Below are 23,917 nucleotides of genomic sequence, written 5' to 3'. Positions count from 1 at the left end.
GAGGCGTTACGCCTTGGCCTCCGCCAGCAGCTTCTGGATCCGGGAGACGCCCTCGATCAGGTCCTCGTCACCCAGGGCGTAGGAGAGCCGCAGGTAGCCCGGGGTGCCGAAGGCCTCGCCCGGGACGACGGCGACCTCGACCTCGTCGAGGATCAGCGCGGCCAGCTCGACGGAGGTGGCGGGACGCTTCCCGCGGATCTCCTTGCCGAGCAGCGCCTTCACGGACGGGTAGGCGTAGAACGCGCCCTCCGGCTCCGGGCAGAGCACGCCGTCGATCTCGTTGAGCATCCGCACGATGGTCTGCCGGCGGCGGTCGAAGGCGACGCGCATCTCGGCGACGGCGTCCAGGTCACCGGAGACGGCGGCCAGGGCGGCCATCTGTGCGACGTTCGACACGTTGGACGTGGCGTGCGACTGGAGGTTGGTCGCGGCCTTGACCACGTCCTTGGGGGCGATCAGCCAGCCCACGCGCCAGCCGGTCATCGCGTACGTCTTGGCGACGCCGTTGACCACGATGCACTTCTCGCGCAGCTCGGGGACGAGCGAGGGCAGCGAGGTGAACTTCGCGTCGCCGTAGACCAGGTGCTCGTAGATCTCGTCCGTCAGCACCCACAGGCCGTGCTCGGCGGCCCAGCGGCCGATGGCCAGGGCGTCGGCCTCGCTGTAGACGGCGCCGGTCGGGTTGGACGGGGAGACGAACAGGACGACCTTGGTGCGCTCGGTGCGCGCGGCCTCCAGCTGCTCGACGGAGACCCGGTAGCCGGTGGTCTCGTCGGCGACGACCTCCACCGGGACACCGCCCGCGAGGCGGATCGACTCGGGGTAGGTGGTCCAGTACGGGGCCGGGACGATGACCTCGTCACCCGGGTCGAGGATCGCGGCGAACGCCTCGTAGATGGCCTGCTTGCCACCGTTGGTCACCAGGATCTGGGCCGGGTCGACCTCGTAGCCGGAGTCGCGGAGGGTCTTCTCGGCGATGGCCTTCTTCAGCTCGGGGAGCCCGCCGGCCGGGGTGTAGCGGTGGAAGCGCGGGTCGCGGCAGGCCTCCACGGCGGCCTCGACGATGTAGCCGGGGGTGGGGAAGTCGGGCTCGCCGGCGCCGAAGCCGATCACCGGGCGCCCGGCGGCCTTGAGAGCCTTGGCCTTGGCGTCCACGGCGAGCGTCGCCGACTCGGAGATCGCCCCGACGCGGGCCGAGACCCGGCGCTCGGTGGGGGACTGTACGGGGGGCTGGGAGGGGGTCGCAGCGGTCATACCCGCATCGTCGCAGACGGCGGCCGAAGGGGGCACGCGCCCGCGGAAAGCGACGGGCGAAGCAGGGGAGGAAGCGCGGGAGGAACCAGGGAGGAACCAGGGGAGAAGCGGGGGAGGAAGAGGTGCCGGAGGGCCCTTCCCAGGGTGTCCCGGGCGAAGCTGTTCGACGACGGCCGCCGGAACACGTACACTCATGGCTCGTTGGCCCCTCACAGGCGATCCGATCGACGCACAGCGTGCGTACGACCGGATGCTGTACGTTGAGGGAACCACAAAGGGTCGTAGCTCAATTGGTAGAGCACTGGTCTCCAAAACCAGCGGTTGGGGGTTCAAGTCCCTTCGGCCCTGCTACACGCATCATCACCAGGTTGCGTGCTTGCGTAGGTAATGAAATGCACCGCCGTGCGGCTCAACCGGGCGCGGCACGGCTCACGACCCGGATTCAGGTGAGGACGTAGTGACGGAAGCCCTTGGCTCCACCGCGACGCCTGAGAGCGGTCGTCCCGAGGACGAGGTGGCCACCAAGAAGGGCCGCCGCGGTGGGAAGCGTGGGAAGAAGGGCCCCTTCGGCCGCCTCGCGCTCTTTTACCGTCAGATCGTCGCCGAACTCCGCAAGGTCGTCTGGCCCACGCGCGGCCAGCTCTCGACCTACACCACCGTGGTGATCGTCTTTGTCATCATCGTCATTGGTCTGGTCACCGTGATTGACTATGGGTTCTCCAACGCCGTCAAGTACGTCTTCGGCTGAACCCGCGCGTAGGGCGGCTGCTTCCAGGAGAGCCGCCCCTTCGCACGTTCCACCCCTTGAAGCCAGGAAGAAGCAGCCACGTGTCTGACCCGAACCTGAACGACGCCGTCGACTCCGTCGAGGCGGCAGAGGCCGACGTCGACGCGGCTACGGCCGAGGTCGAGGGCGACGACACCCCGCAGGAGATCGTCGAGAACGCCGACGGCATCGACGAGCTCGACGCCGAGGACGCCGCGATGGGCGAGCCGGCCGAGCAGGCCGCGATCCACGTCGAGGGCGACGCCGAGTCCGAGGCCGCCGCCGCGGTCGAGGCCGGCGAGGAGCCCGCCGAGGAGCAGGCCCCGGTCGACCCGGTCGCCGCGCTCCGCGACGAGCTGCGTGGTCTGCCCGGCGAGTGGTACGTCATCCACACCTACGCGGGTTACGAGAACCGCGTGAAGACCAACCTCGAGCAGCGCGCCGTCTCGCTCAACGTCGAGGACTACATCTTCCAGGCCGAGGTGCCGCAGGAAGAGGTCGTCCAGATCAAGAACGGCGACCGCCGCACCGTCCGCCAGAACAAGCTCCCGGGCTACGTCCTGGTGCGCATGGACCTGACGAACGAGTCCTGGGGCGTCGTCCGCAACACCCCGGGTGTCACCGGCTTCGTCGGCAACGCCTACGACCCGTACCCGCTGACCCTGGACGAGATCGTCAAGATGCTCGCCCCGGAGGCCGAGGAGAAGGCCGCCCGCGAGGCCGCCGAGGCCGAGGGCAAGCCGGCTCCGTCCCGCAAGGTCGAGGTCCAGGTCCTGGACTTCGAGGTGGGCGACTCGGTCACCGTCACGGACGGCCCGTTCGCGACGCTCCAGGCGACGATCAACGAGATCAACGCCGACTCGAAGAAGGTCAAGGGCCTCGTCGAGATCTTCGGTCGCGAGACCCCGGTCGAGCTCAGCTTCGACCAGATCCAGAAGAACTAGTTCCTTCTGGGCAAACGCTTCCGAACAGGTCAGATCAGCTGCTCGCAGCCGGTCTGACCTGCTCGGTTTTTGGCCGCAGCATGTTACCCGTTATCGTGGTGCGGTATGCCTGCGCGCACTGTGCGCGGGCAAAAAACTCTCACTAGGACCCGGAGAGAGCAATGCCTCCCAAGAAGAAGAAGATCACGGGGCTTATCAAGCTCCAGATCAGCGCCGGTGCCGCCAACCCGGCCCCGCCGGTCGGCCCCGCGCTGGGCCAGCACGGCGTCAACATCATGGAGTTCTGCAAGGCCTACAACGCCGCGACCGAGTCGCAGCGTGGCATGGTCGTGCCGGTGGAGATCACGGTCTACGAGGACCGTTCCTTCACCTTCGTCACCAAGACTCCGCCGGCCGCGAAGCTGATCCTCAAGGCCGCGGGTGTGGAGAAGGGCTCCGGCGAGCCCCACACCAAGAAGGTCGCGAAGATCACCCGCGACCAGGTCCGGGACATCGCCACCACCAAGATGCCCGACCTGAACGCCAACGACCTCGACGCCGCCGAGAAGATCATCGCCGGCACCGCCCGTTCCATGGGTGTCACGGTCGAGGGCTGATCAGCCACCTCGCAGTATCCGTGGAAGGGCCAGCGCTGGTCCGCACCACGACTCCATAACCACTGAGGAGAAGCAGTGAAGCGCAGCAAGACTCTCCGCGCTGCGGACGCCAAGGTCGAGGCGGAGCGCCTGTACGCCCCCCTCGAGGCCGTCCGTCTCGCGAAGGACACCTCCGCCACCAAGTTCGACGCGACCGTCGAGGTCGCCATGCGTCTGGGCGTCGACCCGCGCAAGGCCGACCAGATGGTCCGTGGCACCGTGAACCTTCCGCACGGCACCGGTAAGACCGCCCGGGTCCTGGTCTTCGCGACCGGTGACCGTGCTGCGGCCGCGGAAGCCGCCGGCGCCGACATCGTCGGCTCCGACGAACTGATCGACGAGGTTGCGAAGGGCCGTCTGGACTTCGACGCCGTCGTCGCCACCCCGGACCTCATGGGCAAGGTCGGCCGCCTCGGCCGCGTGCTCGGTCCGCGTGGTCTGATGCCGAACCCGAAGACCGGTACGGTCACCCCGGACGTGGCGAAGGCTGTCACGGACATCAAGGGCGGCAAGATCGAGTTCCGCGTCGACAAGCACTCGAACCTGCACTTCATCATCGGCAAGGTGTCGTTCGATGAGGCCAAGCTGGTCGAGAACTACGCTGCGGCGCTGGAGGAGATCACCCGTCTCAAGCCCTCCGCCGCGAAGGGTCGCTACATCAAGAAGGCGACCATGACCACGACGATGGGCCCCAGCATCCCGCTGGACTCCAACCGCACCCGCAACCTCCTCGTGGAGGACGAGACCGTCTGATCGACGTCTCGTAGCAGGGCGCACCTCCCGGCGGTAGCCGGGGAGTGACACACGTTGTGGGCCGGGCCCGCACCCTTCCGGGGTGCGGGCCCGGCCTTTCGCGTACGGGCCCGCGGCGGGGCCCGTACGGCCCTCGTGCGGCCCCGCGGGGCCCGGACGGGCCCGCGGCCGGCCCCGGGCGGCCCGGCGCGCGGGGCCCGGTCCAGGAGCCTTCGGCGGCCGCGCCGCGGGCCCGGCGGCCGGCGTCGCTGTGGCCTCGGTCTCCTTCCCCCGGGTCGATTTGCCTGCGGGCGAACCGTTCGCGTACCTTGATGCGGAAGCCAAAGACCGCTGGTCGTTGCTGTGCCTTCGCAAGAAGGTGTGGTGGCCGAAGGATCCGCTAGCTGCGGGCGACCTGCGCAGGTGATTTGAGGATGAACTCCCGTGAGGACCCCTGGTCCGAATGGTCGAGTGCACGCCCCGAGCGCCTGCGCCGGGGCGTTTCGTTTTGCCCAGGTCCCTTCGCGTAGCGGTCCGAATCACCCGGAAGGAGGCCGAGGCTCATGGCGAGGCCCGACAAGTCTGCTGCGGTTGCCGAGCTGACGGACAAGTTCCGCAGCTCGAACGCCGCCGTGCTGACCGAGTACCGCGGTCTCACCGTGGCGCAGCTCAAGACGCTGCGTCGTTCGCTCGGTGAGAACGCCCAGTACGCCGTGGTGAAGAACACGCTGACCAAGATCGCGGCTGGCAACGCCGGGATCACGCTGGAGGACGAGCTTTTCGCTGGTCCGACGGCTGTTGCCTTCGTCACCGGTGACCCGGTGGAGTCGGCGAAGGGTCTTCGTGACTTCGCCAAGGACAACCCCAACCTGATCATCAAGGGCGGTGTCCTTGATGGCAAGGCGCTGTCCGCCGATGAGATCAAGAAGCTTGCGGACCTCGAGTCCCGCGAGGTTCTGCTCGCCAAGCTGGCGGGTGCCATGAAGGGCAAGCAGTCCCAGGCTGCCTCGCTCTTCCAGGCCCTGCCCTCGAAGCTGGTCCGCACCGTGGACGCGCTTCGCGACAAGGTCGAGCAGGGCGGTGCCGGTACGCCGGCTCCCGTCGAGGCCGAGGCTGCCGAGTAATTCGGGCTCACGCCTGAACCACTCGCGCCCGTCACGGTCGCAGCGGGCCCTACGTACGCCCGCCGAAATGTACATCCGGCACCTGCCGAATTAGTGGAAGGATCGCCCATCATGGCGAAGCTCACCCAGGACGAGCTGCTCGCGCAGTTCGAGGACATGACCCTCATCGACCTCGCCGCGTTCGTGAAGGCGTTCGAGGAGAAGTTCGACGTCACCGCCGCTGCCGCCGCCCCGGTCGTCATGGCCGGTGGTGTCGCCGGTGGCGAGGCCGCCGCCGCCGAGGAGCAGGACGAGTTCGACGTCATCCTCACCGCCGCCGGTGACAAGAAGATCCAGGTCATCAAGGTCGTGCGTGAGCTGACCTCCCTGGGCCTGAAGGAGGCCAAGGACCTCGTCGACGGCACCCCGAAGCCGGTCCTCGAGAAGGTCGCGAAGGACGCCGCGGAGAAGGCCGCCGAGGCCCTCAAGGGCGCCGGCGCCTCCGTCGAGGTCAAGTGACCCACGGAGTCTCCTGACTCCTTGTTTCACGTATCAAGGGCGATCACCCATGCGGGTGGTCGCCCTTGGGCGTTCCCGCGACGGCTTGTTGCCCTGAGGCCAGGGGCGAGTATGGTGATCATCGGTGTCTGCCGGTCGGGCAGCCGCTCGGGCGCCACGGAAGGCGCCCGGAGGCCGAGGGGCCTTGACGAACGGCACGCCGCGCGCAATTCTCAGGGACGCGTCGCCACATCGATCCTCCGCCGAGGCATGGATCGACGGCGAAGAGGGAAGCCTTGCTCCAGGCATGAGGAACAACAGGATCCCGGAGGGAGAGATTGGTATCGCACCGGTCTCCGGAAATCCGCTCTGGACATCAGTGGGCCAAGTGGCTACACTGACCCTTTGCGCTGCCTGTTAGCTGCTCCCTGCCCGTCACCAGGGGCATGCCCACTGTCGAGCCATGCTGATGGAAACCCGCTGAGCTGGGATTTCTCTCGTATGCACGGAGTGGGGCCGGTACGCGCGTAGTGAGTCCGAGCCCTCGGAAGGACCCCCTCTTGGCCGCCTCGCGCAACGCCTCGACTGCCAATACGAACAACGGCGCCAGCACCGCCCCGCTGCGCATCTCTTTTGCGAAGATCAAGGAGCCCCTCGAGGTTCCGAACCTCCTTGCGCTGCAGACCGAGAGCTTCGACTGGCTGCTCGGCAACGCCGCCTGGAAGGCTCGCGTCGAGGCTGCGCTGGACAGTGGACAGGACGTCCCCACCAAGTCCGGTCTGGAGGAGATCTTCGAAGAGATCTCCCCGATCGAGGACTTCTCCGGGTCGATGTCGCTGACCTTCCGCGACCACCGCTTCGAGCCGCCGAAGAACTCCATCGACGAGTGCAAGGAGCGCGACTTCACGTACGCGGCCCCGCTCTTCGTCACCGCCGAGTTCACCAACAACGAGACCGGCGAGATCAAGTCCCAGACGGTCTTCATGGGCGACTTCCCGCTCATGACCAACAAGGGCACCTTCTGCATCAACGGCACCGAGCGTGTCGTCGTGTCGCAGCTGGTCCGCTCGCCGGGCGTCTACTTCGACTCCTCCATCGACAAGACGTCCGACAAGGACATCTTCACGGCCAAGATCATCCCGTCCCGGGGTGCCTGGCTCGAGATGGAGGTCGACAAGCGCGACATGGTCGGTGTCCGCATCGACCGCAAGCGCAAGCAGTCCGTGACCGTTCTGCTCAAGGCTCTCGGTTGGACGACCGAGCAGATCCTCGAGGAGTTCGGCGAGTACGAGTCGATGCGCGCCACCCTGGAGAAGGACCACACCCAGGGCCAGGACGACGCGCTCCTCGACATCTACCGCAAGCTGCGTCCGGGCGAGCCGCCGACCCGCGAGGCCGCGCAGACGCTGCTCGAGAACCTCTACTTCAACCCGAAGCGCTACGACCTCGCGAAGGTCGGCCGCTACAAGGTGAACAAGAAGCTCGGCGCGGACGCCCCCCTCGACGCCGGTGTGCTCACGGTCGACGACGTCATCGCGACGATCAAGTACCTGGTGAAGCTGCACGCGGGTGAGCAGGACACGGTCGGCGAGAACGGCACCTCGATCGTCGTCGAGACCGACGACATCGACCACTTCGGCAACCGTCGTCTGCGCAACGTCGGCGAGCTCATCCAGAACCAGGTCCGCACGGGTCTGGCTCGTATGGAGCGCGTCGTCCGCGAGCGCATGACCACGCAGGACGTCGAGGCGATCACGCCGCAGACCCTGATCAACATCCGGCCGGTCGTCGCCTCCATCAAGGAGTTCTTCGGCACCAGCCAGCTGTCCCAGTTCATGGACCAGACGAACCCGCTCTCGGGTCTGACGCACAAGCGTCGTCTGTCCGCGCTGGGCCCGGGTGGTCTGTCCCGTGAGCGGGCCGGCTTCGAGGTCCGAGACGTCCACCCGTCGCACTACGGCCGCATGTGCCCGATCGAGACGCCCGAAGGCCCGAACATCGGTCTGATCGGCTCCCTCGCCTCGTACGGCCGCGTCAACGCGTTCGGCTTCGTCGAGACCCCGTACCGCAAGGTCGTCGAGGGTCGCGTCACGGACGAGGTCGACTACCTGACTGCCGACGAGGAAGACCGCTTCGTCATCGCCCAGGCGAACGCCGCCCTCTCCGAGGACATGCGCTTCGCCGAGGCCCGCGTCCTGGTCCGCCGCCGTGGCGGCGAGATCGACTACATCGCCGGCGACGACGTCGACTACATGGACGTCTCCCCGCGCCAGATGGTGTCGGTCGCGACCGCGATGATCCCGTTCCTCGAGCACGACGACGCCAACCGCGCGCTCATGGGATCGAACATGATGCGCCAGGCCGTTCCGCTGATCAAGGCGGAGGCCCCGCTGGTCGGCACCGGCATGGAGTACCGCTGCGCGGTCGACGCCGGTGACGTCATCAAGGCGGAGAAGGACGGTGTGGTCCAGGAGGTCTCCGCGGACTACGTCACCGTCGCCAACGACGACGGCACGTACAACACGTACCGGGTCGCCAAGTTCTCCCGCTCGAACCAGGGCACGTCCTTCAACCAGAAGGTCGTCGTCGACGAGGGCGCTCGCGTCGTCGCCGGCCAGGTCCTCGCCGACGGCCCGTCCACGGACGAGGGCGAGATGGCGCTGGGCAAGAACCTGCTCGTCGCGTTCATGCCCTGGGAAGGTCACAACTACGAGGACGCGATCATCCTGTCGCAGCGCCTCGTGCAGGACGACGTCCTCTCCTCGATCCACATCGAGGAGCACGAGGTCGACGCCCGTGACACCAAGCTCGGCCCGGAGGAGATCACCCGGGACATCCCGAACGTCTCCGAGGAGGTCCTCGCCGACCTCGACGAGCGCGGCATCATCCGCATCGGTGCCGAGGTCGTCGCCGGCGACATCCTGGTCGGCAAGGTCACGCCCAAGGGTGAGACCGAGCTGACCCCGGAGGAGCGCCTGCTCCGCGCGATCTTCGGTGAGAAGGCCCGTGAGGTCCGTGACACCTCGCTGAAGGTCCCGCACGGTGAGATCGGCAAGGTCATCGGCGTCCGCGTCTTCGACCGCGAAGAGGGCGACGAGCTCCCGCCGGGCGTGAACCAGCTGGTCCGCGTCTACGTGGCCCAGAAGCGCAAGATCACCGACGGTGACAAGCTCGCCGGCCGTCACGGCAACAAGGGTGTCATCTCCAAGATCCTTCCGGTCGAGGACATGCCGTTCCTCGAGGACGGCACCCCGGTCGACATCATCCTCAACCCGCTGGGTGTCCCGTCCCGAATGAACCCGGGACAGGTCCTCGAGATCCACCTCGGCTGGCTCGCCAGCCGCGGCTGGAAGGTCGAGGGCGACGAGGAGTGGATGAAGCGTCTGCAGGCGATCGGCGCCGACGACGTCGCCGCCGGCACCAACGTCGCGACCCCGGTCTTCGACGGCGCCCGCGAGGACGAGATCGCCGGTCTCTTCGAGTCCACGATCCCGAACCGTGACGGCGAGCGCATGGTGCTCCCGTCCGGTAAGGCCCGGATGTTCGACGGCCGCTCCGGCGAGCCGTTCCCGGACCCGATCTCGGTCGGGTACATGTACATCCTCAAGCTGCACCACCTGGTCGACGACAAGCTGCACGCCCGCTCGACCGGTCCGTACTCCATGATCACGCAGCAGCCGCTGGGTGGTAAGGCTCAGTTCGGTGGCCAGCGCTTCGGTGAGATGGAGGTGTGGGCGCTGGAGGCATACGGCGCCGCGTACGCCCTCCAGGAGCTGCTGACCATCAAGTCCGACGACGTCACCGGCCGAGTGAAGGTCTACGAGGCGATCGTCAAGGGCGAGAACATCCCCGAGCCGGGCATTCCCGAGTCCTTCAAGGTGCTCATCAAGGAAATGCAGTCGCTCTGCCTCAACGTGGAGGTGCTGTCCTCGGACGGCATGTCCATCGAGATGCGCGACACGGACGAGGACGTCTTCCGCGCAGCGGAGGAGCTCGGTATCGACCTGTCCCGGCGCGAGCCGAGCAGCGTCGAAGAGGTCTGACGGGTCTGGCGGGGGCTCCCTAGCGGAGCCCCCGCCGTCCCCGGACCCCCAGACCATGATGAAGACACGACCCTGAAAGAGGGATTGACGAACAGTGCTCGACGTCAACTTCTTCGACGAGCTGCGGATCGGCCTGGCGACCGCGGACGACATCCGAACCTGGTCCCACGGCGAGGTCAAGAAGCCGGAGACCATCAACTACCGCACCCTGAAGCCCGAAAAGGACGGACTCTTCTGCGAGAAGATCTTCGGTCCGACCCGGGACTGGGAGTGCTACTGCGGCAAGTACAAGCGTGTCCGCTTCAAGGGCATCATCTGTGAGCGCTGTGGCGTCGAGGTCACCCGCGCCAAGGTGCGCCGTGAGCGGATGGGCCACATCGAGCTCGCCGCTCCCGTCACCCACATCTGGTACTTCAAGGGCGTCCCGTCGCGCCTGGGCTACCTGCTCGACCTCGCCCCGAAGGACCTCGAGAAGGTCATCTACTTCGCCGCCTACATGATCACGTGGGTGGACGAGGAGCGCCGCACGCGCGACCTGCCCTCGCTGGAGGCGCACGTCTCCGTCGAGCGTCAGCAGATCGAGCAGCGCCGCGACGCCGACCTCGAGGCCCGTGCCAAGAAGCTCGAGTCCGACCTGGCCGAGCTCGAGGCCGAGGGTGCCAAGGCCGATGTGCGCCGCAAGGTGCGCGAGGGCGCCGAGCGTGAGATGAAGCAGCTGCGCGACCGCGCGCAGCGCGAGATCGACCGCCTCGACGAGGTGTGGAGCCGCTTCAAGAACCTCAAGGTCCAGGACCTCGAGGGCGACGAGCTGCTCTACCGCGAGCTGCGCGACCGCTTCGGCACCTACTTCATGGGTGCGATGGGCGCCGCGGCGCTCCAGAAGCGCCTGGAGTCCTTCGACCTCGACGAGGAGGCCGAGCGCCTCCGCGAGATCATCCGGACCGGCAAGGGCCAGAAGAAGACCCGTGCGCTCAAGCGCCTCAAGGTCGTCTCCGCCTTCCTGCAGACCCGCAACAGCCCCAGCGGCATGGTGCTGGACTGCATCCCCGTGATCCCGCCGGACCTGCGTCCGATGGTGCAGCTGGACGGTGGCCGCTTCGCGACCTCCGACCTGAACGACCTGTACCGCCGTGTGATCAACCGCAACAACCGTCTGAAGCGTCTGCTCGACCTCGGTGCCCCCGAGATCATCGTGAACAACGAGAAGCGGATGCTCCAGGAGGCGGTCGACGCCCTCTTCGACAACGGCCGTCGTGGTCGCCCGGTCACGGGCCCCGGCAACCGTCCGCTGAAGTCCCTCAGCGACATGCTGAAGGGTAAGCAGGGTCGATTCCGTCAGAACCTGCTCGGTAAGCGTGTGGACTACTCCGCGCGTTCCGTCATCGTCGTCGGTCCGCAGCTGAAGCTGCACCAGTGCGGTCTGCCCAAGGCCATGGCGCTGGAGCTCTTCAAGCCGTTCGTGATGAAGCGCCTGGTCGACCTGAACCACGCGCAGAACATCAAGTCGGCCAAGCGCATGGTCGAGCGCGGCCGCACCGTCGTGTACGACGTCCTCGAAGAGGTCATCGCCGAGCACCCGGTGCTGCTGAACCGTGCGCCCACGCTGCACCGCCTCGGCATCCAGGCCTTCGAGCCGCAGCTGGTCGAGGGCAAGGCCATCCAGATCCACCCGCTCGTCTGCACCGCGTTCAACGCGGACTTCGACGGTGACCAGATGGCCGTCCACCTGCCGCTCTCCGCGGAGGCGCAGGCCGAGGCCCGCATCCTGATGCTGTCCTCGAACAACATCCTCAAGCCGGCCGACGGCCGTCCGGTCACCATGCCGACCCAGGACATGGTGCTGGGTCTGTTCTTCCTCACCACGGACGAGGCGGAGCGCAAGGTCATCGGCGAGGGCCGGTCCTTCGGCTCCACCGCCGAGGCGATCATGGCGTTCGACGCCCGGGAGCTCTCGCTCCAGGCGAAGGTCGACATCCGCTTCCCGATCGGCACCGTCCCGCCGCGTGGCTGGACCCCGCCGGTCGCCGAGGAGGGTGAGCCGGAGTGGCAGCAGGGTGACACCTTCCGCCTGCGGACGACCCTGGGCCGCGCGCTCTTCAACGAGCTGCTGCCCGAGGACTACCCGTTCGTCGACTACTCGGTCGGCAAGAAGCAGCTCTCCGAGATCGTCAACGACCTCGCCGAGCGCTACCCCAAGGTCATCGTGGCGGCGACGCTCGACAACCTGAAGGCGGCCGGCTTCCACTGGGCGACCCGTTCCGGCGTCACCGTGGCCATCTCCGACGTCGTCGTTCCCGAGGCGAAGAAGGAGATCGTCAAGGGCTACGAGGCGCAGGACGAGAAGGTCCAGAAGCAGTACGAGCGCGGTCTGATCACCAAGGACGAGCGCACGCAGGAGCTCATCGCGATCTGGACCAAGGCGACCAACGAGGTCGCCGAGGCGATGAACGCGAACTTCCCCAAGACGAACCCCATCTTCATGATGGTTGACTCGGGTGCCCGAGGAAACATGATGCAGATGCGTCAGATCGCCGGTATGCGTGGTCTGGTGTCCAACGCGAAGAACGAGACCATCCCGCGACCCATTAAGGCGTCGTTCCGTGAGGGTCTCACCGTGCTGGAGTACTTCATCTCCACCCACGGTGCCCGTAAGGGTCTCGCGGACACCGCCCTCCGTACCGCCGACTCGGGTTACCTGACCCGTCGTCTGGTGGACGTCTCGCAGGACGTGATCATCCGCGAGGAGGACTGCGGCACCGAGCGCGGCCTCAAGCTGGCGATCGCGACCAAGGGCGCCGACGGTGTCCTGCGCAAGACCGACGATGTCGAGACGAGCGTCTACGCCCGCATGCTGGCCGAGGACGTCGTCGTCGACGGCAAGGTCATCGCGCCGGCCAACGTCGACCTCGGTGACGTGCTCATCGAGCAGCTCGTCGCGCACGGCGTCGAGACGGTCAAGACCCGCTCGGTCCTCACCTGCGAGTCCGCGGTCGGCACCTGTGCCTTCTGCTACGGCCGCTCGCTGGCGACCGGCAAGCTGGTGGACATCGGTGAGGCGGTCGGCATCATCGCCGCCCAGTCCATCGGTGAGCCCGGTACCCAGCTGACGATGCGTACCTTCCACACCGGTGGTGTGGCCGGTGACGACATCACCCAGGGTCTGCCCCGTGTCGTCGAGCTCTTCGAGGCCCGTACGCCCAAGGGTGTCGCCCCGATCTCCGAGGCCGCCGGCCGCGTGCGGATCGAGGAGACCGAGAAGACCAAGAAGATCGTCGTCACCCCGGACGACGGCTCCGAGGAGACCGCCTTCGGCATCTCCAAGCGTGCCCGTCTGCTGGTCAGCGAGGGCGAGCACGTCGAGGTGGGCCAGAAGCTCACCGTGGGTGCCACCAACCCGCACGACGTTCTGCGCATTCTGGGTCAGCGCGCCGTCCAGGTTCACCTGGTCGGCGAGGTCCAGAAGGTCTACAACTCGCAGGGTGTGTCGATCCACGACAAGCACATCGAGATCATCATCCGGCAGATGCTCCGCCGTGTGACGATCATCGAGTCCGGCGACGCGGAGCTGCTGCCGGGCGAGCTCGTGGAGCGCTCGCGCTTCGAGGGCGAGAACCGTCGTGTGGTCACCGAGGGCGGTCACCCCGCCTCCGGCCGTCCGCAGCTGATGGGTATCACCAAGGCCTCGCTGGCGACGGAGTCCTGGCTGTCGGCCGCCTCCTTCCAGGAGACGACCCGAGTGCTGACGGACGCGGCGATCAACGCCAAGTCCGACTCGCTCATCGGCCTCAAGGAGAACGTCATCATCGGTAAGCTCATCCCGGCCGGTACGGGTCTGTCCCGCTACCGCAACATCCGGGTGGAGCCCACCGAGGAGGCCAAGGCCGCGATGTACTCGGCCGTCGGCTACGACGACATCGACTACTCGCCCTTCGGCACCGGCTCCGGCCAGGCGGTTCCGCTGGAGGACTACGACTACGGTCCGTACAACCAGTAGGACGCGAGCGGTACGTCACGCAGGGCGGTCACTCCTTCGGGGGTGGCCGCCCTGCGGCGTTGTCGGCGGGTGCGGGTAGGTGCCGGCCGCTGCGCGGGGCCTTTCCCCAGCCCCGCCCCTTCCCGAACCGGGGGCAAGCCCCCGGGCCCCCTTTCCGCGCTGACGCGCGGTGTCCTCAATCGCCGGACGGGCTGATTTTCAGCCCGTCCGGCGCTTGAGGACTGGGGCCCGGGGCGGAGCCCCGGTTCGGGAAGGGGCGGGTAGGGGACAAAGCCCCGCGCAGCGGCGCCCCCGCGCACCACCCCACCCCCGCCGTGACTCATCGCACAACCCGGGAGTGATCTCCCCAAACCCGTCGGTAGCCACCCGTTCGGCGGAACGGGCTACCCCTAATTGCGACATACGGCGCACATCGGGTCGTCCACCGCGTGTGCATTTGTTTTGACCGCAGCCCATGCGGTAGGTACGCTCTGACCTTGTGCCTGGGGTGTCCCTGGGCTCTCGTGCGTGCCTTCAAACCGCGCGGGAGGCCCGGTACCGACCGGTTCCGACCGGCTCGGAGACACCGAAATCTGCGCCCATCCGCCTCCGGCGGGGGTCTGCAGTCTTCGACACACCCGACCGCGTGGGTCGGTGTTTGCTCCCAGGTTAGTTTTATCGTGATCGGCACACAGAAACCGGAGAAACGGTGCCTACGATCCAGCAGCTGGTCCGAAAGGGCCGGCAGGACAAGGTCGAGAAGAACAAGACGCCCGCGCTCGAGGGTTCGCCCCAGCGTCGTGGCGTCTGCACGCGTGTTTTCACGACCACCCCGAAGAAGCCGAACTCGGCGCTCCGTAAGGTCGCGCGTGTGCGTCTGACCTCCGGCATCGAGGTCACCGCTTACATTCCGGGTGAGGGTCACAACCTGCAGGAGCACTCGATCGTGCTCGTGCGCGGTGGCCGTGTGAAGGACCTGCCGGGTGTTCGCTACAAGATCATCCGCGGCTCCCTCGACACGCAGGGCGTCAAGAACCGTAAGCAGGCTCGCAGCCGCTACGGCGCCAAGAAGGAGAAGTAAGAATGCCTCGTAAGGGCCCCGCCCCGAAGCGCCCGGTCATCATCGACCCGGTTTACGGCTCCCCCCTGGTGACGTCGCTCATCAACAAGATCCTCCTGCACGGCAAGCGCTCCACCGCCGAGCGCATCGTGTACGGCGCCATGGAGGGTCTGCGCGAGAAGACCGGTAACGACCCGGTCATCACCCTCAAGCGCGCCCTCGAGAACGTCAAGCCGGCTCTCGAGGTCAAGTCCCGCCGCGTCGGTGGCGCCACCTACCAGGTGCCGGTCGAGGTCCGTCCGGGCCGCGCCTCCACCCTGGCGCTCCGCTGGGTCGTGGGTTACTCCCGCGCCCGTCGCGAGAAGACCATGACCGAGCGCCTCATGAACGAGCTCCTGGACGCTTCCAACGGTCTGGGCGCTGCGGTCAAGAAGCGCGAGGACACCCACAAGATGGCCGAGTCCAACAAGGCCTTCGCGCACTACCGCTGGTAGTCGCTACCCCCATCGAGATCCGAGAGAAGACTGAGCCATATGGCCACCACTTCGCTTGACCTGGCCAAGGTCCGCAACATCGGGATCATGGCCCACATCGACGCGGGCAAGACGACCACCACCGAGCGGATCCTGTTCTACACCGGTGTTTCGTACAAGATCGGTGAGGTCCACGATGGCGCTGCCACCATGGACTGGATGGAGCAGGAGCAGGAGCGCGGCATCACGATCACGTCTGCCGCGACGACCTGCCACTGGCCGCTGAACGACGTCGACCACACGATCAACATCATCGACACGCCGGGCCACGTCGACTTCACCGTCGAGGTGGAGCGTTCGCTGCGCGTCCTCGACGGTGCCGTGACGGTGTTCGACGGCGTCGCCGGTGTTGAGCCGCAGTCCGAGACCGTTTGGCGTCAGGCGGACCGCTACGGCGTGCCGCGTATCTGCTTCGTCAACAAGCTCGACCGCACGGGCGCCGAGTTCCACCGCTGCGTCGACATGATCGTCGACCGCCTCGGTGCGGTGCCGCTCGTCATGCAGCTTCCGATCGGCACCGAGGCCGACTTCAAGGGCGTGGTCGACCTCGTCCAGATGAAGGCGCTGGTCTGGTCCGCCGAGGCCGCCAAGGGCGAGATGTACGACGTCGTCGACATCCCGGACACGCACATCGAGGCGGCCGAGGAATGGCGCGGCAAGCTCCTCGAGGGTGTCGCCGAGCACGACGACGCCATGATGGAGCTCTTCCTGGAGGGCCAGGAGCCCACCGAGGAGCAGCTGATGGCGGCCATCCGCCGCATCACGCTGGCCTCGCGCGGCAGCGCCGACTCCGTCACGGTCACCCCGGTGTTCTGTGGCACCGCGTTCAAGAACAAGGGCGTCCAGCCCCTGCTCGACGCGGTCGTGCGCTACCTGCCGTCGCCGCTCGACATCGAGGCCGTTGAGGGTCACGCCGTCAACGACCCCGACGAGGTCGTGAAGCGCAAGCCTTCCGACGACGAGCCGTTCGCCGGTCTCGCCTTCAAGATCATGAGCGACCCGCACCTCGGCAAGCTCACCTTCGTCCGGGTTTACTCGGGCCGCATGGAGACCGGCACCCAGGTGCAGAACTCCGTGAAGGGCAAGAAGGAGCGCATCGGCAAGATCTACCGCATGCACGCGAACAAGCGTGAGGAGATCGAGTCGGTGGGTGCCGGTGACATCGTCGCCGTCATGGGTCTGAAGCAGACCACCACCGGTGAGACCCTCTGTGACGCGGGCAAGCCGGTCATCCTCGAGTCCATGGACTTCCCGGCCCCGGTGATCCAGGTCGCCATCGAGCCGAAGTCCAAGGGCGACCAGGAGAAGCTGGGTGTCGCCATCCAGCGTCTCGCGGAGGAGGACCCGTCCTTCCAGGTCCACACGGACGAGGAGACGGGCCAGACCATCATCGCGGGTATGGGCGAGCTGCACCTCGACGTGCTGGTCGACCGTATGCGCCGTGAGTTCCGCGTCGAGGCGAACGTCGGCAAGCCCCAGGTCGCGTACCGCGAGACGATCCGCAAGGCCGTCGAGCGTATCGACTACACGCACAAGAAGCAGACTGGTGGTTCCGGCCAGTTCGCCAAGGTGCAGATGGCCATCGAGCCCCTCGAGGGTGATGGCTACGAGTTCGAGAACAAGGTCACCGGTGGCCGTATCCCGCGGGAGTACATCCCGTCCGTGGACGCGGGTTGCCAGGAGGCCATGGAGTTCGGCGTGCTGGCCGGCTACCCGCTGACCGGCGTGAAGGTGACGCTGCTCGACGGCGCCTACCACGACGTCGACTCGTCCGAACTCGCCTTCAAGATCGCCGGTTCCATGGCGTTCAAGGAGGGTGCTCGCAAGGCGTCCCCGGCTCTTCTCGAGCCGATGATGTCCGTCGAGGTCACCACCCCCGAGGACTACATGGGCGATGTGATCGGTGACATCAACTCCCGCCGTGGCCAGATCCAGGCCATGGAGGACCGTCACGGCGCCAAGCTCGTCAAGGGCCTGGTCCCGCTGTCGGAGATGTTCGGCTACGTCGGCGACCTCCGCAGCAAGACCTCGGGTCGCGCAAGCTACTCGATGCAGTTCGACTCCTACGCCGAGGTTCCCCGGAACGTCGCCGAGGAGATCATCGCGAAGGCCAAGGGCGAGTAATCCAGCTCCCGTCTCCACAGACGAAGCTCACGCTTTAGGCTTGACACCGACTGTCGGGGCATACCGCCGCAAACCGTAAGGTTTGTGTCGGGTGTCCCGGCGGACGGCACCCCAGAAGATCACCTGGCGCCGATGAAGTAAGGCGTACAGAACCACTCCGTAGGAGGACCCAGTGGCGAAGGCGAAGTTCGAGCGGACTAAGCCGCACGTCAACATCGGCACCATCGGTCACGTCGACCACGGTAAGACCACTCTTACCGCGGCGATCACCAAGGTGCTGCACGACGCGTACCCGGACCTGAACCCCTTCACGCCGTTCGACGAGATCGACAAGGCGCCGGAAGAGCGTCAGCGCGGTATCACGATCTCGATCGCTCACGTTGAGTACCAGACCGAGTCGCGTCACTACGCCCACGTCGACTGCCCGGGTCACGCGGACTACATCAAGAACATGATCACCGGTGCCGCCCAGATGGACGGCGCGATCCTCGTGGTCGCCGCGACCGACGGTCCGATGCCGCAGACCAAGGAGCACGTGCTCCTGGCCCGCCAGTCCGGCGTTCCGTACATCGTCGTCGCCCTGAACAAGGCCGACATGGTGGACGACGAGGAGATCCTGGAGCTCGTCGAGCTCGAGGTCCGTGAGCTCCTCTCCGAGTACGAGTTCGACGGCGACAACGCTCCCGTCGTCCAGGTCTCGGCGCTCAAGGCGCTCGAGGGCGACAAGGAGTGGGGCGAGAAGCTCCTCGGCCTCATGAAGGCCGTGGACGAGAACATCCCGCAGCCCGAGCGTGACGTCGACAAGCCGTTCCTGATGCCGATCGAGGACGTCTTCACGATCACCGGTCGTGGCACCGTCGTCACCGGTCGTATCGAGCGTGGTGTCCTCAAGGTCAACGAGACCGTCGACATCATCGGCATCAAGACCGAGAAGACCACCACCACGGTCACCGGCATCGAGATGTTCCGCAAGCTGCTCGACGAGGGCCAGGCCGGTGAGAACGTCGGTCTGCTCCTCCGTGGCATCAAGCGCGAGGACGTCGAGCGCGGCCAGTGCATCATCAAGCCGGGTTCGGTTACCCCGCACACCGAGTTCGAGGCCACGGCCTACATCCTGTCGAAGGACGAGGGTGGCCGTCACACCCCGTTCTTCAACAACTACCGTCCGCAGTTCTACTTCCGTACGACTGACGTGACCGGTGTTGTGACCCTCAAGGAGGGCACGGAGATGGTCATGCCCGGCGACAACGCCGAGATGACCGTCAACCTGATCCAGCCCGTCGCGATGGAGGAGGGCCTGCGCTTCACCATCCGTGAGGGCGGCCGCACCGTCGGCGCCGGCCAGGTCACCAAGATCAACAAGTAAGTCCTCTTACTTGAAGGTCTGAAAGGGCCCGCACATCCTCGGATGTGCGGGCCCTTTCGCTTTTCGTCCTCGCGTCCTCGCGTCCTCCCGGGGGCCTACGGGCGGCCCGGCGCGGCCGGCTCAGCCGTGCGGGGTCTCCGGGCGCCACAGCCACGGGCTCGCGTCCGGGCTCATGCCCACGACGCAGAGCCGGTGCCCGCCGTCCACGGTCATCGCGGCGGTGCCCACGGGCACGAGCTTCGCGTCCGCGCGGACGGTCTCGGAGTCGCCGGAGGCGTCCGTGAGCTGTATCTCGCCGTTCACCGCCCGCCCCAGCACCAGCACGGCGTCCCCGGCCCCGCGCACCGGCAGCGGGTGCGCGGCCAGCGGTCCGTAGCCGGCGAAGTCATGGAGGTCGGTGCTCGTGACCGACTCCGAGCCCGGCGTGACGCGGTGCACGGTGGGCTGCTCGGCCGCCGGGCCGCGGTAGACCACCGCCAGCTCCCCGTCGCCCCCGAGGGCGGCCCCGGGCAGCCCGCCGGGCTGGGGGAGGCCCTTGAGCGGCTGGTGCCGGACCGGCCGCCCCGGGGCGTCCTGGGCCCAGTGGTGGACCGTGTCGCGGCCCGTGCCGAAGACGTGGACGCGCTGCTCGGCATCCAGCACCGCCGTGAGGCCGTCCTGGATCTCCTGGCCGTGCAGGCTCTGCCACTTCCCCCAGCTGCCGTCGGCCTCCCGGACCCGGCTGGAGACGCCCTTGCCGGCGTTGCGCACGAAGAGGTGGACGCGACCGTCGGGGCCCGCGACGGCGGCCGGCACACCCACCCGGCGGCCGCGGTCGGGCCGGTGCTCGGGGTTGCCGAGGCCCTGCCACGCCTTGAAGGGGCCGTCGGGGGAGCGCTGCTCCAGCACCACGATCTCGCGGGTGTCGGGGCGGCCCCGGCCCTCCAGCGCGGAGAACCGCAGGGCGAACAGCAGTCGGCGCCCCGCGGAGTCCCGGACGGAGGCCAGCGCGGGGGCCAGGGGGCCGCCGCCGAGGTTCTGCGGCTCGCCCCAGCGGCCGCTGCCGGGGGAGGTCTCCGCCCAGCGGACGGCCTGGGTGCCGAGCACGCCGTAGGCCTCCAGGCCGCCGGCCTTGTCGGTGCCGGGCGCCGCGGTCGGGCCCTGGTAGCGGTAGTGGGTGGAGCGGATCCAGCCCTTGCGGTTCTTCAGCGGGCGGTCGCCGCCCTGGCCGTAGTCGCCGCAGCCCGCGGGGTTGTCGCAGTCCCAGGACGGGTCGCCGCCGTACGCCTCGACCAGGCGGTGCTTCTGCTCCACGACCTCGGGCGGCAGATTGTGCGGCCAGCGCTGGTTGTAATAGCCACGGAAGGACGTGGTCACAAAGCGCGGTGGGTGGCCGTCGCGCTTCGTGCTGTCGGCCACCCACTGCGAGAGCGCCTTCCAGGTGAAGAGCGCGGTCGGGGTGTGGTCGCGGTGGTCGGAGCAGGCCCCGTAGTCGTTGTCCTTGGGGTGGGTGGCGTCGTGGACCTGGTAGTCGGGGTCCGGGTCCATCGTGTGGATCACGGTGGGCTTGAAGCGGTCCATGAGCGCGGCCAGCGTGTCCACCAGGGTGTCGTGGTGGTACGTGCTGCTGGTGGTGCACGGCGAGCCGGTGGCGACCAGGGACTGCATGGCGCCCTCGGGGCGCTCCCAGAGCAGGGGCAGGCGCATGTCGCCGGCCGAGAGCATGGCGATGTTGAGGAACACCAGCTGGGCCTTGCGGGCGCCCGCGACCAGCTCGTTCGTCTCCGCCTTGACCCCGCCGCCCAGGTCCAGGACGGACTTCTTCCAGGACGCGAACCGGTCCAGGCCCAGCATCTCGGCGTAGGCCTGCCGCAGGCCCTGGTGGCGCGCGGAGGAGTAGGCGGCCTTGTCAGGCTTGCCCTTGGGCATGCCCTCGATCCAGTTCTGGCCCACGGCCTCACCGGCCGTGACGTAGACGGACACGACGGGCACCCCGGCGCGCACGATGTGCTCGGCGTCGGGGTTCATGAAGTACAGGTCGTCGTCCGGGTGGGCCATCACCTGGAGCAGCAGGGAAGCCTTGGCGTTGTTGAACGACTGCGTCGCACGGGGGTCCACGGCCCTTATGGGGACGCTGGGGGAGGGCTTGGGCCTGCCGGAGCCGCCCCCGCCCGAGCAGCCCGCGGCCAGGGCCGCCGAGCCGGCGGCGAGGCCCGCGAGCGCGGCCCGGCGGGATATCACCATGCGCTGTGAGATGTTCAACTACATGACTCCGTCCCGTTGTGCACAGGCAGTCCCCGGCTGTCCCGGCGTGATAGGGGACGACGGGGGCCTCGCGTCGGTTGCCCAAGACCACGGCAAACCACGGCAAGGGTGGGTAAGGATCGCCGGGCACTGAGCGGCGCTGAGAGACCCGGGCGAACCTAGGAGGATAGAGCGACGGGCGAGGCGCAGGACAACTGGAGCTGGCTGGTGTAAACGGTGCGGGCTGCTGTGCAGCTTGGATCACTGCGACCATAGTGTCCTGTATGTCGGCGGGGTGGTTTGACAACTGAGCCGGTCGGGGTACCTTCTTCGGCCACGATTGGCGCCTCTTCGGGCACGTATGGCACACTGTTCAGGTTGCTCGGTTGAGTGCCGATGCTGCGCGCCTCCCGCCGGGAGGACTGGAAGCGAGTCCCGCAGTACTCGTCACCCTTCGCGCTTCCCAGAAATGGGGAGTCAGGGGTGGAAGTACGGGAATCTTCCGGGAAGCGTCAGCGGGGCCCCTTCCAGGCACTCGGTGGGTGTCCTTCCCCCACAGCCCTTCGCGTCAGGGACTTTCCTTCGGGAAATTTGCTGGAGCGGGTGCGACACGCCCGACCGCGTGGGTCGGAGAAGGACGGTGCTTCGCAGAGGCACGACACACCGAGTCCCAGAGCGTACGAGAGACAGGACTACGAAGTAGCCATGGCGGGACAGAAGATCCGCATCCGGCTCAAGGCCTACGACCACGAGGTCATCGACTCCTCGGCGAAGAAGATCGTCGAGACGGTGACCCGCACTGGTGCGTCGGTCGCGGGCCCGGTGCCGCTGCCCACTGAGAAGAACGTGTACTGCGTCATCAAGTCGCCGCACAAGTACAAGGACTCGCGCGAGCACTTCGAGATGCGCACGCACAAGCGCCTCATCGACATCCTCGACCCCACGCCGAAGACGGTTGACTCGCTCATGCGCCTCGACCTGCCGGCGGGCGTCGACATCGAGATCAAGCTCTGAGGTGACGACCAAGATGACGAAGAACATCAAGGGCGTCCTGGGCGAGAAGCTCGGCATGACCCAGGTCTGGGACGAGAACAACCGGGTCGTCCCGGTGACCGTCGTCAAGGCCGGTCCGTGCGTCGTGACGCAGGTGCGCACGAACGACGTCGACGGTTACGAGTCGGTCCAGATCGCCTTCGGCGAGATCGACCCGCGCAAGGTGAACAAGCCCCTCAAGGGTCACTTCGCCAAGGCCGACGTCACCCCCCGCCGTCACCTGGTGGAGCTCCGCACCCCTGACGCCAGCGAGTACACGCTGGGCCAGGAGATCACCGCGGCCGTGTTCGAGTCCGGCGTCAAGGTTGACGTCACGGGCAAGAGCAAGGGCAAGGGCTTCGCCGGTGTCATGAAGCGTCACAACTTCAAGGGCCTCGGCGCCGGTCACGGCACCCAGCGCAAGCACCGCTCGCCCGGTTCCATCGGTGGCTGCGCCACCCCGGGCCGCGTGTTCAAGGGCCTCCGCATGGCGGGCCGCATGGGCAACGAGCGGGTCACCACCCAGAACCTGACCGTCCACGCCGTTGACGCGGAGAAGGGCCTGCTCCTGATCAAGGGCGCGGTTCCTGGTCCGAACGGCGGCCTCGTCCTGGTCCGTACCGCGGCCAAGGGGGCCTGAGGTAACGATGAGCACCATTGACATCCTTTCGCCGGCAGGCGACAAGGCCGGGACCGTCGAGCTCCCCACGGAGATCTTCGACGCGAAGGTCAGCGTTCCGCTGATCCACCAGGTCGTCGTCGCGCAGCTGGCCGCTGCCCGTCAGGGCACGCACAAGACCAAGACCCGTGGCGAGGTCCGCGGCGGTGGCAAGAAGCCGTACCGCCAGAAGGGCACCGGTCGCGCCCGTCAGGGTTCGACCCGCGCGCCGCAGTTCGCCGGTGGTGGCGTCGTGCACGGTCCCGTGCCGCGTGACTACTCGCAGCGCACCCCGAAGAAGATGAAGGCCGCCGCCCTGCGTGGTGCCCTCTCGGACCGCGCGCGTCACTCCCGCATCCACGTCGTCACCGACGTGGTCGAGGGTGCGGTGTCCACCAAGGCCGCGAAGAGCCTGTTCGGCAAGATCTCCGAGCGCAAGAACGTGCTCCTGGTCGCCGAGCGCTCCAACGAGGCCGCGTGGCTGTCCGCCCGCAACCTGCCCCAGGTGCACATCCTGGAGCCGGGCCAGCTGAACACGTACGACGTGCTCGTCTCGGACGACGTGGTCTTCACCCAGGCCGCCTTCGAGTCCTTCGTGTCTGGCCCCAAGGCCGTTGAGACCGAAGGGAGCGAGGCCTGATGACTGAGGCCGTCGTCACCAGCAAGACCTTCTCGGACCCGCGCGACCTTCTGGTCAAGCCGGTCGTCTCCGAGAAGAGCTACGCGCTGCTGGACGAGAACAAGTACACGTTCATCGTCGACCCGCGCGCCAACAAGACCCAGATCAAGCAGGCCGTCGAGGCGGTCTTCTCGGTCAAGGTCACCGGGGTCAACACGATCAACCGTCAGGGTAAGCGCAAGCGCACCAAGACCGGTTTCGGCAAGCGCGCCAACACCAAGCGCGCCATCGTGACCCTCGCCGAGGGCGACCGTATCGACATCTTCGGCGGCCCGGTCTCCTAACGGAGTCCGA

18 protein-coding genes and 1 tRNA gene are annotated in these 23,917 nt (G+C 67.3%); 17 read left to right on the top strand and 2 right to left on the bottom strand.

Annotated elements, in window-relative coordinates; genetic code table 11:
- Positions 1 to 6: 6 nt before the first annotated feature.
- Complete coding sequence (locus LUZ64_RS20895) at positions 7 to 1,254, bottom strand: pyridoxal phosphate-dependent aminotransferase (protein ID WP_095583644.1); 1,248 nt, start codon at positions 1,252 to 1,254, stop codon at positions 7 to 9.
- A gap of 275 nt (positions 1,255 to 1,529) precedes the next feature.
- Between LUZ64_RS20895 and LUZ64_RS20890 the strand changes: the two genes are divergently transcribed.
- The 13 genes from LUZ64_RS20890 (at position 1,530) to tuf (ending at position 19,031) form a co-directional block, all read left to right on the top strand.
- A tRNA-Trp gene (locus LUZ64_RS20890) sits at positions 1,530 to 1,602 on the top strand.
- Positions 1,603 to 1,711: 109 nt separating this feature from the next.
- On the top strand, positions 1,712 to 2,002 hold the full coding sequence (secE, locus tag LUZ64_RS20885; RefSeq protein WP_095581192.1) for a preprotein translocase subunit SecE: 291 nt from the start codon (positions 1,712 to 1,714) through the stop codon (positions 2,000 to 2,002).
- 80 nt (positions 2,003 to 2,082) lie between these two features.
- Positions 2,083 to 2,964, top strand: coding sequence for a transcription termination/antitermination protein NusG (gene nusG / locus LUZ64_RS20880; RefSeq protein WP_095581191.1), 882 nt, complete (start codon positions 2,083 to 2,085; stop codon positions 2,962 to 2,964).
- Between the two features lie 161 nt (positions 2,965 to 3,125).
- On the top strand, positions 3,126 to 3,560 hold the full coding sequence (gene rplK, locus LUZ64_RS20875) for a 50S ribosomal protein L11 (RefSeq protein WP_087927553.1): 435 nt from the start codon (positions 3,126 to 3,128) through the stop codon (positions 3,558 to 3,560).
- A gap of 75 nt (positions 3,561 to 3,635) precedes the next feature.
- The gene (rplA, locus tag LUZ64_RS20870) at positions 3,636 to 4,352 is read left to right on the top strand and encodes a 50S ribosomal protein L1 (protein WP_095581190.1); all 717 of its coding nucleotides are present in this window, start codon (positions 3,636 to 3,638) and stop codon (positions 4,350 to 4,352) included.
- 542 nt (positions 4,353 to 4,894) lie between these two features.
- Positions 4,895 to 5,455, top strand: coding sequence for a 50S ribosomal protein L10 (gene rplJ, locus LUZ64_RS20865; RefSeq protein WP_087927555.1), 561 nt, complete (start codon positions 4,895 to 4,897; stop codon positions 5,453 to 5,455).
- A gap of 111 nt (positions 5,456 to 5,566) precedes the next feature.
- Complete coding sequence (gene rplL / locus LUZ64_RS20860; protein ID WP_095581572.1) at positions 5,567 to 5,953, top strand: 50S ribosomal protein L7/L12; 387 nt, start codon at positions 5,567 to 5,569, stop codon at positions 5,951 to 5,953.
- Positions 5,954 to 6,492: 539 nt separating this feature from the next.
- On the top strand, positions 6,493 to 9,975 hold the full coding sequence (rpoB, locus tag LUZ64_RS20855; RefSeq protein WP_095581571.1) for a DNA-directed RNA polymerase subunit beta: 3,483 nt from the start codon (positions 6,493 to 6,495) through the stop codon (positions 9,973 to 9,975).
- A gap of 94 nt (positions 9,976 to 10,069) precedes the next feature.
- On the top strand, positions 10,070 to 13,969 hold the full coding sequence (locus LUZ64_RS20850) for a DNA-directed RNA polymerase subunit beta' (protein WP_095581570.1): 3,900 nt from the start codon (positions 10,070 to 10,072) through the stop codon (positions 13,967 to 13,969).
- 688 nt (positions 13,970 to 14,657) lie between these two features.
- Positions 14,658 to 15,029, top strand: a complete 372-nt coding sequence (gene rpsL, locus LUZ64_RS20845) for a 30S ribosomal protein S12 (RefSeq protein ID WP_003948652.1) — start codon at positions 14,658 to 14,660, stop codon at positions 15,027 to 15,029.
- 2 nt (positions 15,030 to 15,031) lie between these two features.
- Positions 15,032 to 15,502: a 30S ribosomal protein S7 gene (gene rpsG / locus LUZ64_RS20840; RefSeq protein ID WP_030368420.1), complete on the top strand. Its 471-nt coding sequence runs from the start codon at positions 15,032 to 15,034 to the stop codon at positions 15,500 to 15,502.
- A 39-nt stretch (positions 15,503 to 15,541) separates the two neighbouring features.
- Positions 15,542 to 17,665 (top strand): elongation factor G, encoded by a 2,124-nt coding sequence (fusA, locus tag LUZ64_RS20835; RefSeq protein ID WP_095580659.1) that lies wholly within the window; start codon positions 15,542 to 15,544, stop codon positions 17,663 to 17,665.
- A 172-nt stretch (positions 17,666 to 17,837) separates the two neighbouring features.
- Positions 17,838 to 19,031 (top strand): elongation factor Tu, encoded by a 1,194-nt coding sequence (gene tuf, locus LUZ64_RS20830; protein WP_087927560.1) that lies wholly within the window; start codon positions 17,838 to 17,840, stop codon positions 19,029 to 19,031.
- Positions 19,032 to 19,151: 120 nt separating this feature from the next.
- Here tuf and LUZ64_RS20825 read toward each other — a convergent pair whose 3' ends face one another.
- Positions 19,152 to 21,272, bottom strand: a complete 2,121-nt coding sequence (locus LUZ64_RS20825) for a PIG-L family deacetylase (protein ID WP_308251777.1) — start codon at positions 21,270 to 21,272, stop codon at positions 19,152 to 19,154.
- Positions 21,273 to 21,959: 687 nt separating this feature from the next.
- Between LUZ64_RS20825 and rpsJ the strand changes: the two genes are divergently transcribed.
- The 4 genes from rpsJ to rplW are packed head-to-tail and all read left to right on the top strand — an operon-like array spanning position 21,960 to position 23,907.
- Positions 21,960 to 22,268, top strand: a complete 309-nt coding sequence (gene rpsJ, locus LUZ64_RS20820) for a 30S ribosomal protein S10 (protein WP_003948644.1) — start codon at positions 21,960 to 21,962, stop codon at positions 22,266 to 22,268.
- Positions 22,269 to 22,281: 13 nt separating this feature from the next.
- Entirely contained in the window at positions 22,282 to 22,926 is a 645-nt protein-coding gene (gene rplC, locus LUZ64_RS20815; protein WP_087930601.1) for a 50S ribosomal protein L3, read from the top strand.
- Between the two features lie 7 nt (positions 22,927 to 22,933).
- Complete coding sequence (rplD, locus tag LUZ64_RS20810; protein WP_095580663.1) at positions 22,934 to 23,584, top strand: 50S ribosomal protein L4; 651 nt, start codon at positions 22,934 to 22,936, stop codon at positions 23,582 to 23,584.
- On the top strand, positions 23,584 to 23,907 hold the full coding sequence (gene rplW / locus LUZ64_RS20805; protein ID WP_058046827.1) for a 50S ribosomal protein L23: 324 nt from the start codon (positions 23,584 to 23,586) through the stop codon (positions 23,905 to 23,907). The genes rplD and rplW overlap by 1 nt, the downstream gene beginning before the upstream one ends.
- Positions 23,908 to 23,917 lie beyond the last annotated feature (10 nt).

It is taken from the genome of Streptomyces albireticuli (genome assembly GCF_021228125.1).
Classification (GTDB): domain Bacteria; phylum Actinomycetota; class Actinomycetes; order Streptomycetales; family Streptomycetaceae; genus Streptomyces; species Streptomyces albireticuli.
The sequence above is the reverse complement of the archived record's forward strand: the minus strand, read 5'-3'. Positions and strand labels throughout refer to the sequence as shown.

Bases quoted from the DNA above. Each gene is read 5' to 3' on its own strand.
- LUZ64_RS20895 (WP_095583644.1), bottom strand. From the start codon at position 1,254: ATGACCGCTGCGACCCCCTCCCAGCCCCCCGTACAGTCCCCCACCGAG.
- rplK (WP_087927553.1), top strand. From the start codon at position 3,126: ATGCCTCCCAAGAAGAAGAAGATCACGGGGCTTATCAAGCTCCAGATC.
- rplJ (WP_087927555.1), top strand. From the start codon at position 4,895: ATGGCGAGGCCCGACAAGTCTGCTGCGGTTGCCGAGCTGACGGACAAG.
- rplL (WP_095581572.1), top strand. From the start codon at position 5,567: ATGGCGAAGCTCACCCAGGACGAGCTGCTCGCGCAGTTCGAGGACATG.
- rpsG (WP_030368420.1), top strand. From the start codon at position 15,032: ATGCCTCGTAAGGGCCCCGCCCCGAAGCGCCCGGTCATCATCGACCCG.
- fusA (WP_095580659.1), top strand. From the start codon at position 15,542: ATGGCCACCACTTCGCTTGACCTGGCCAAGGTCCGCAACATCGGGATC.
- rpsJ (WP_003948644.1), top strand. From the start codon at position 21,960: ATGGCGGGACAGAAGATCCGCATCCGGCTCAAGGCCTACGACCACGAG.
- rplC (WP_087930601.1), top strand. From the start codon at position 22,282: ATGACGAAGAACATCAAGGGCGTCCTGGGCGAGAAGCTCGGCATGACC.
- rplD (WP_095580663.1), top strand. From the start codon at position 22,934: ATGAGCACCATTGACATCCTTTCGCCGGCAGGCGACAAGGCCGGGACC.
- rplW (WP_058046827.1), top strand. From the start codon at position 23,584: ATGACTGAGGCCGTCGTCACCAGCAAGACCTTCTCGGACCCGCGCGAC.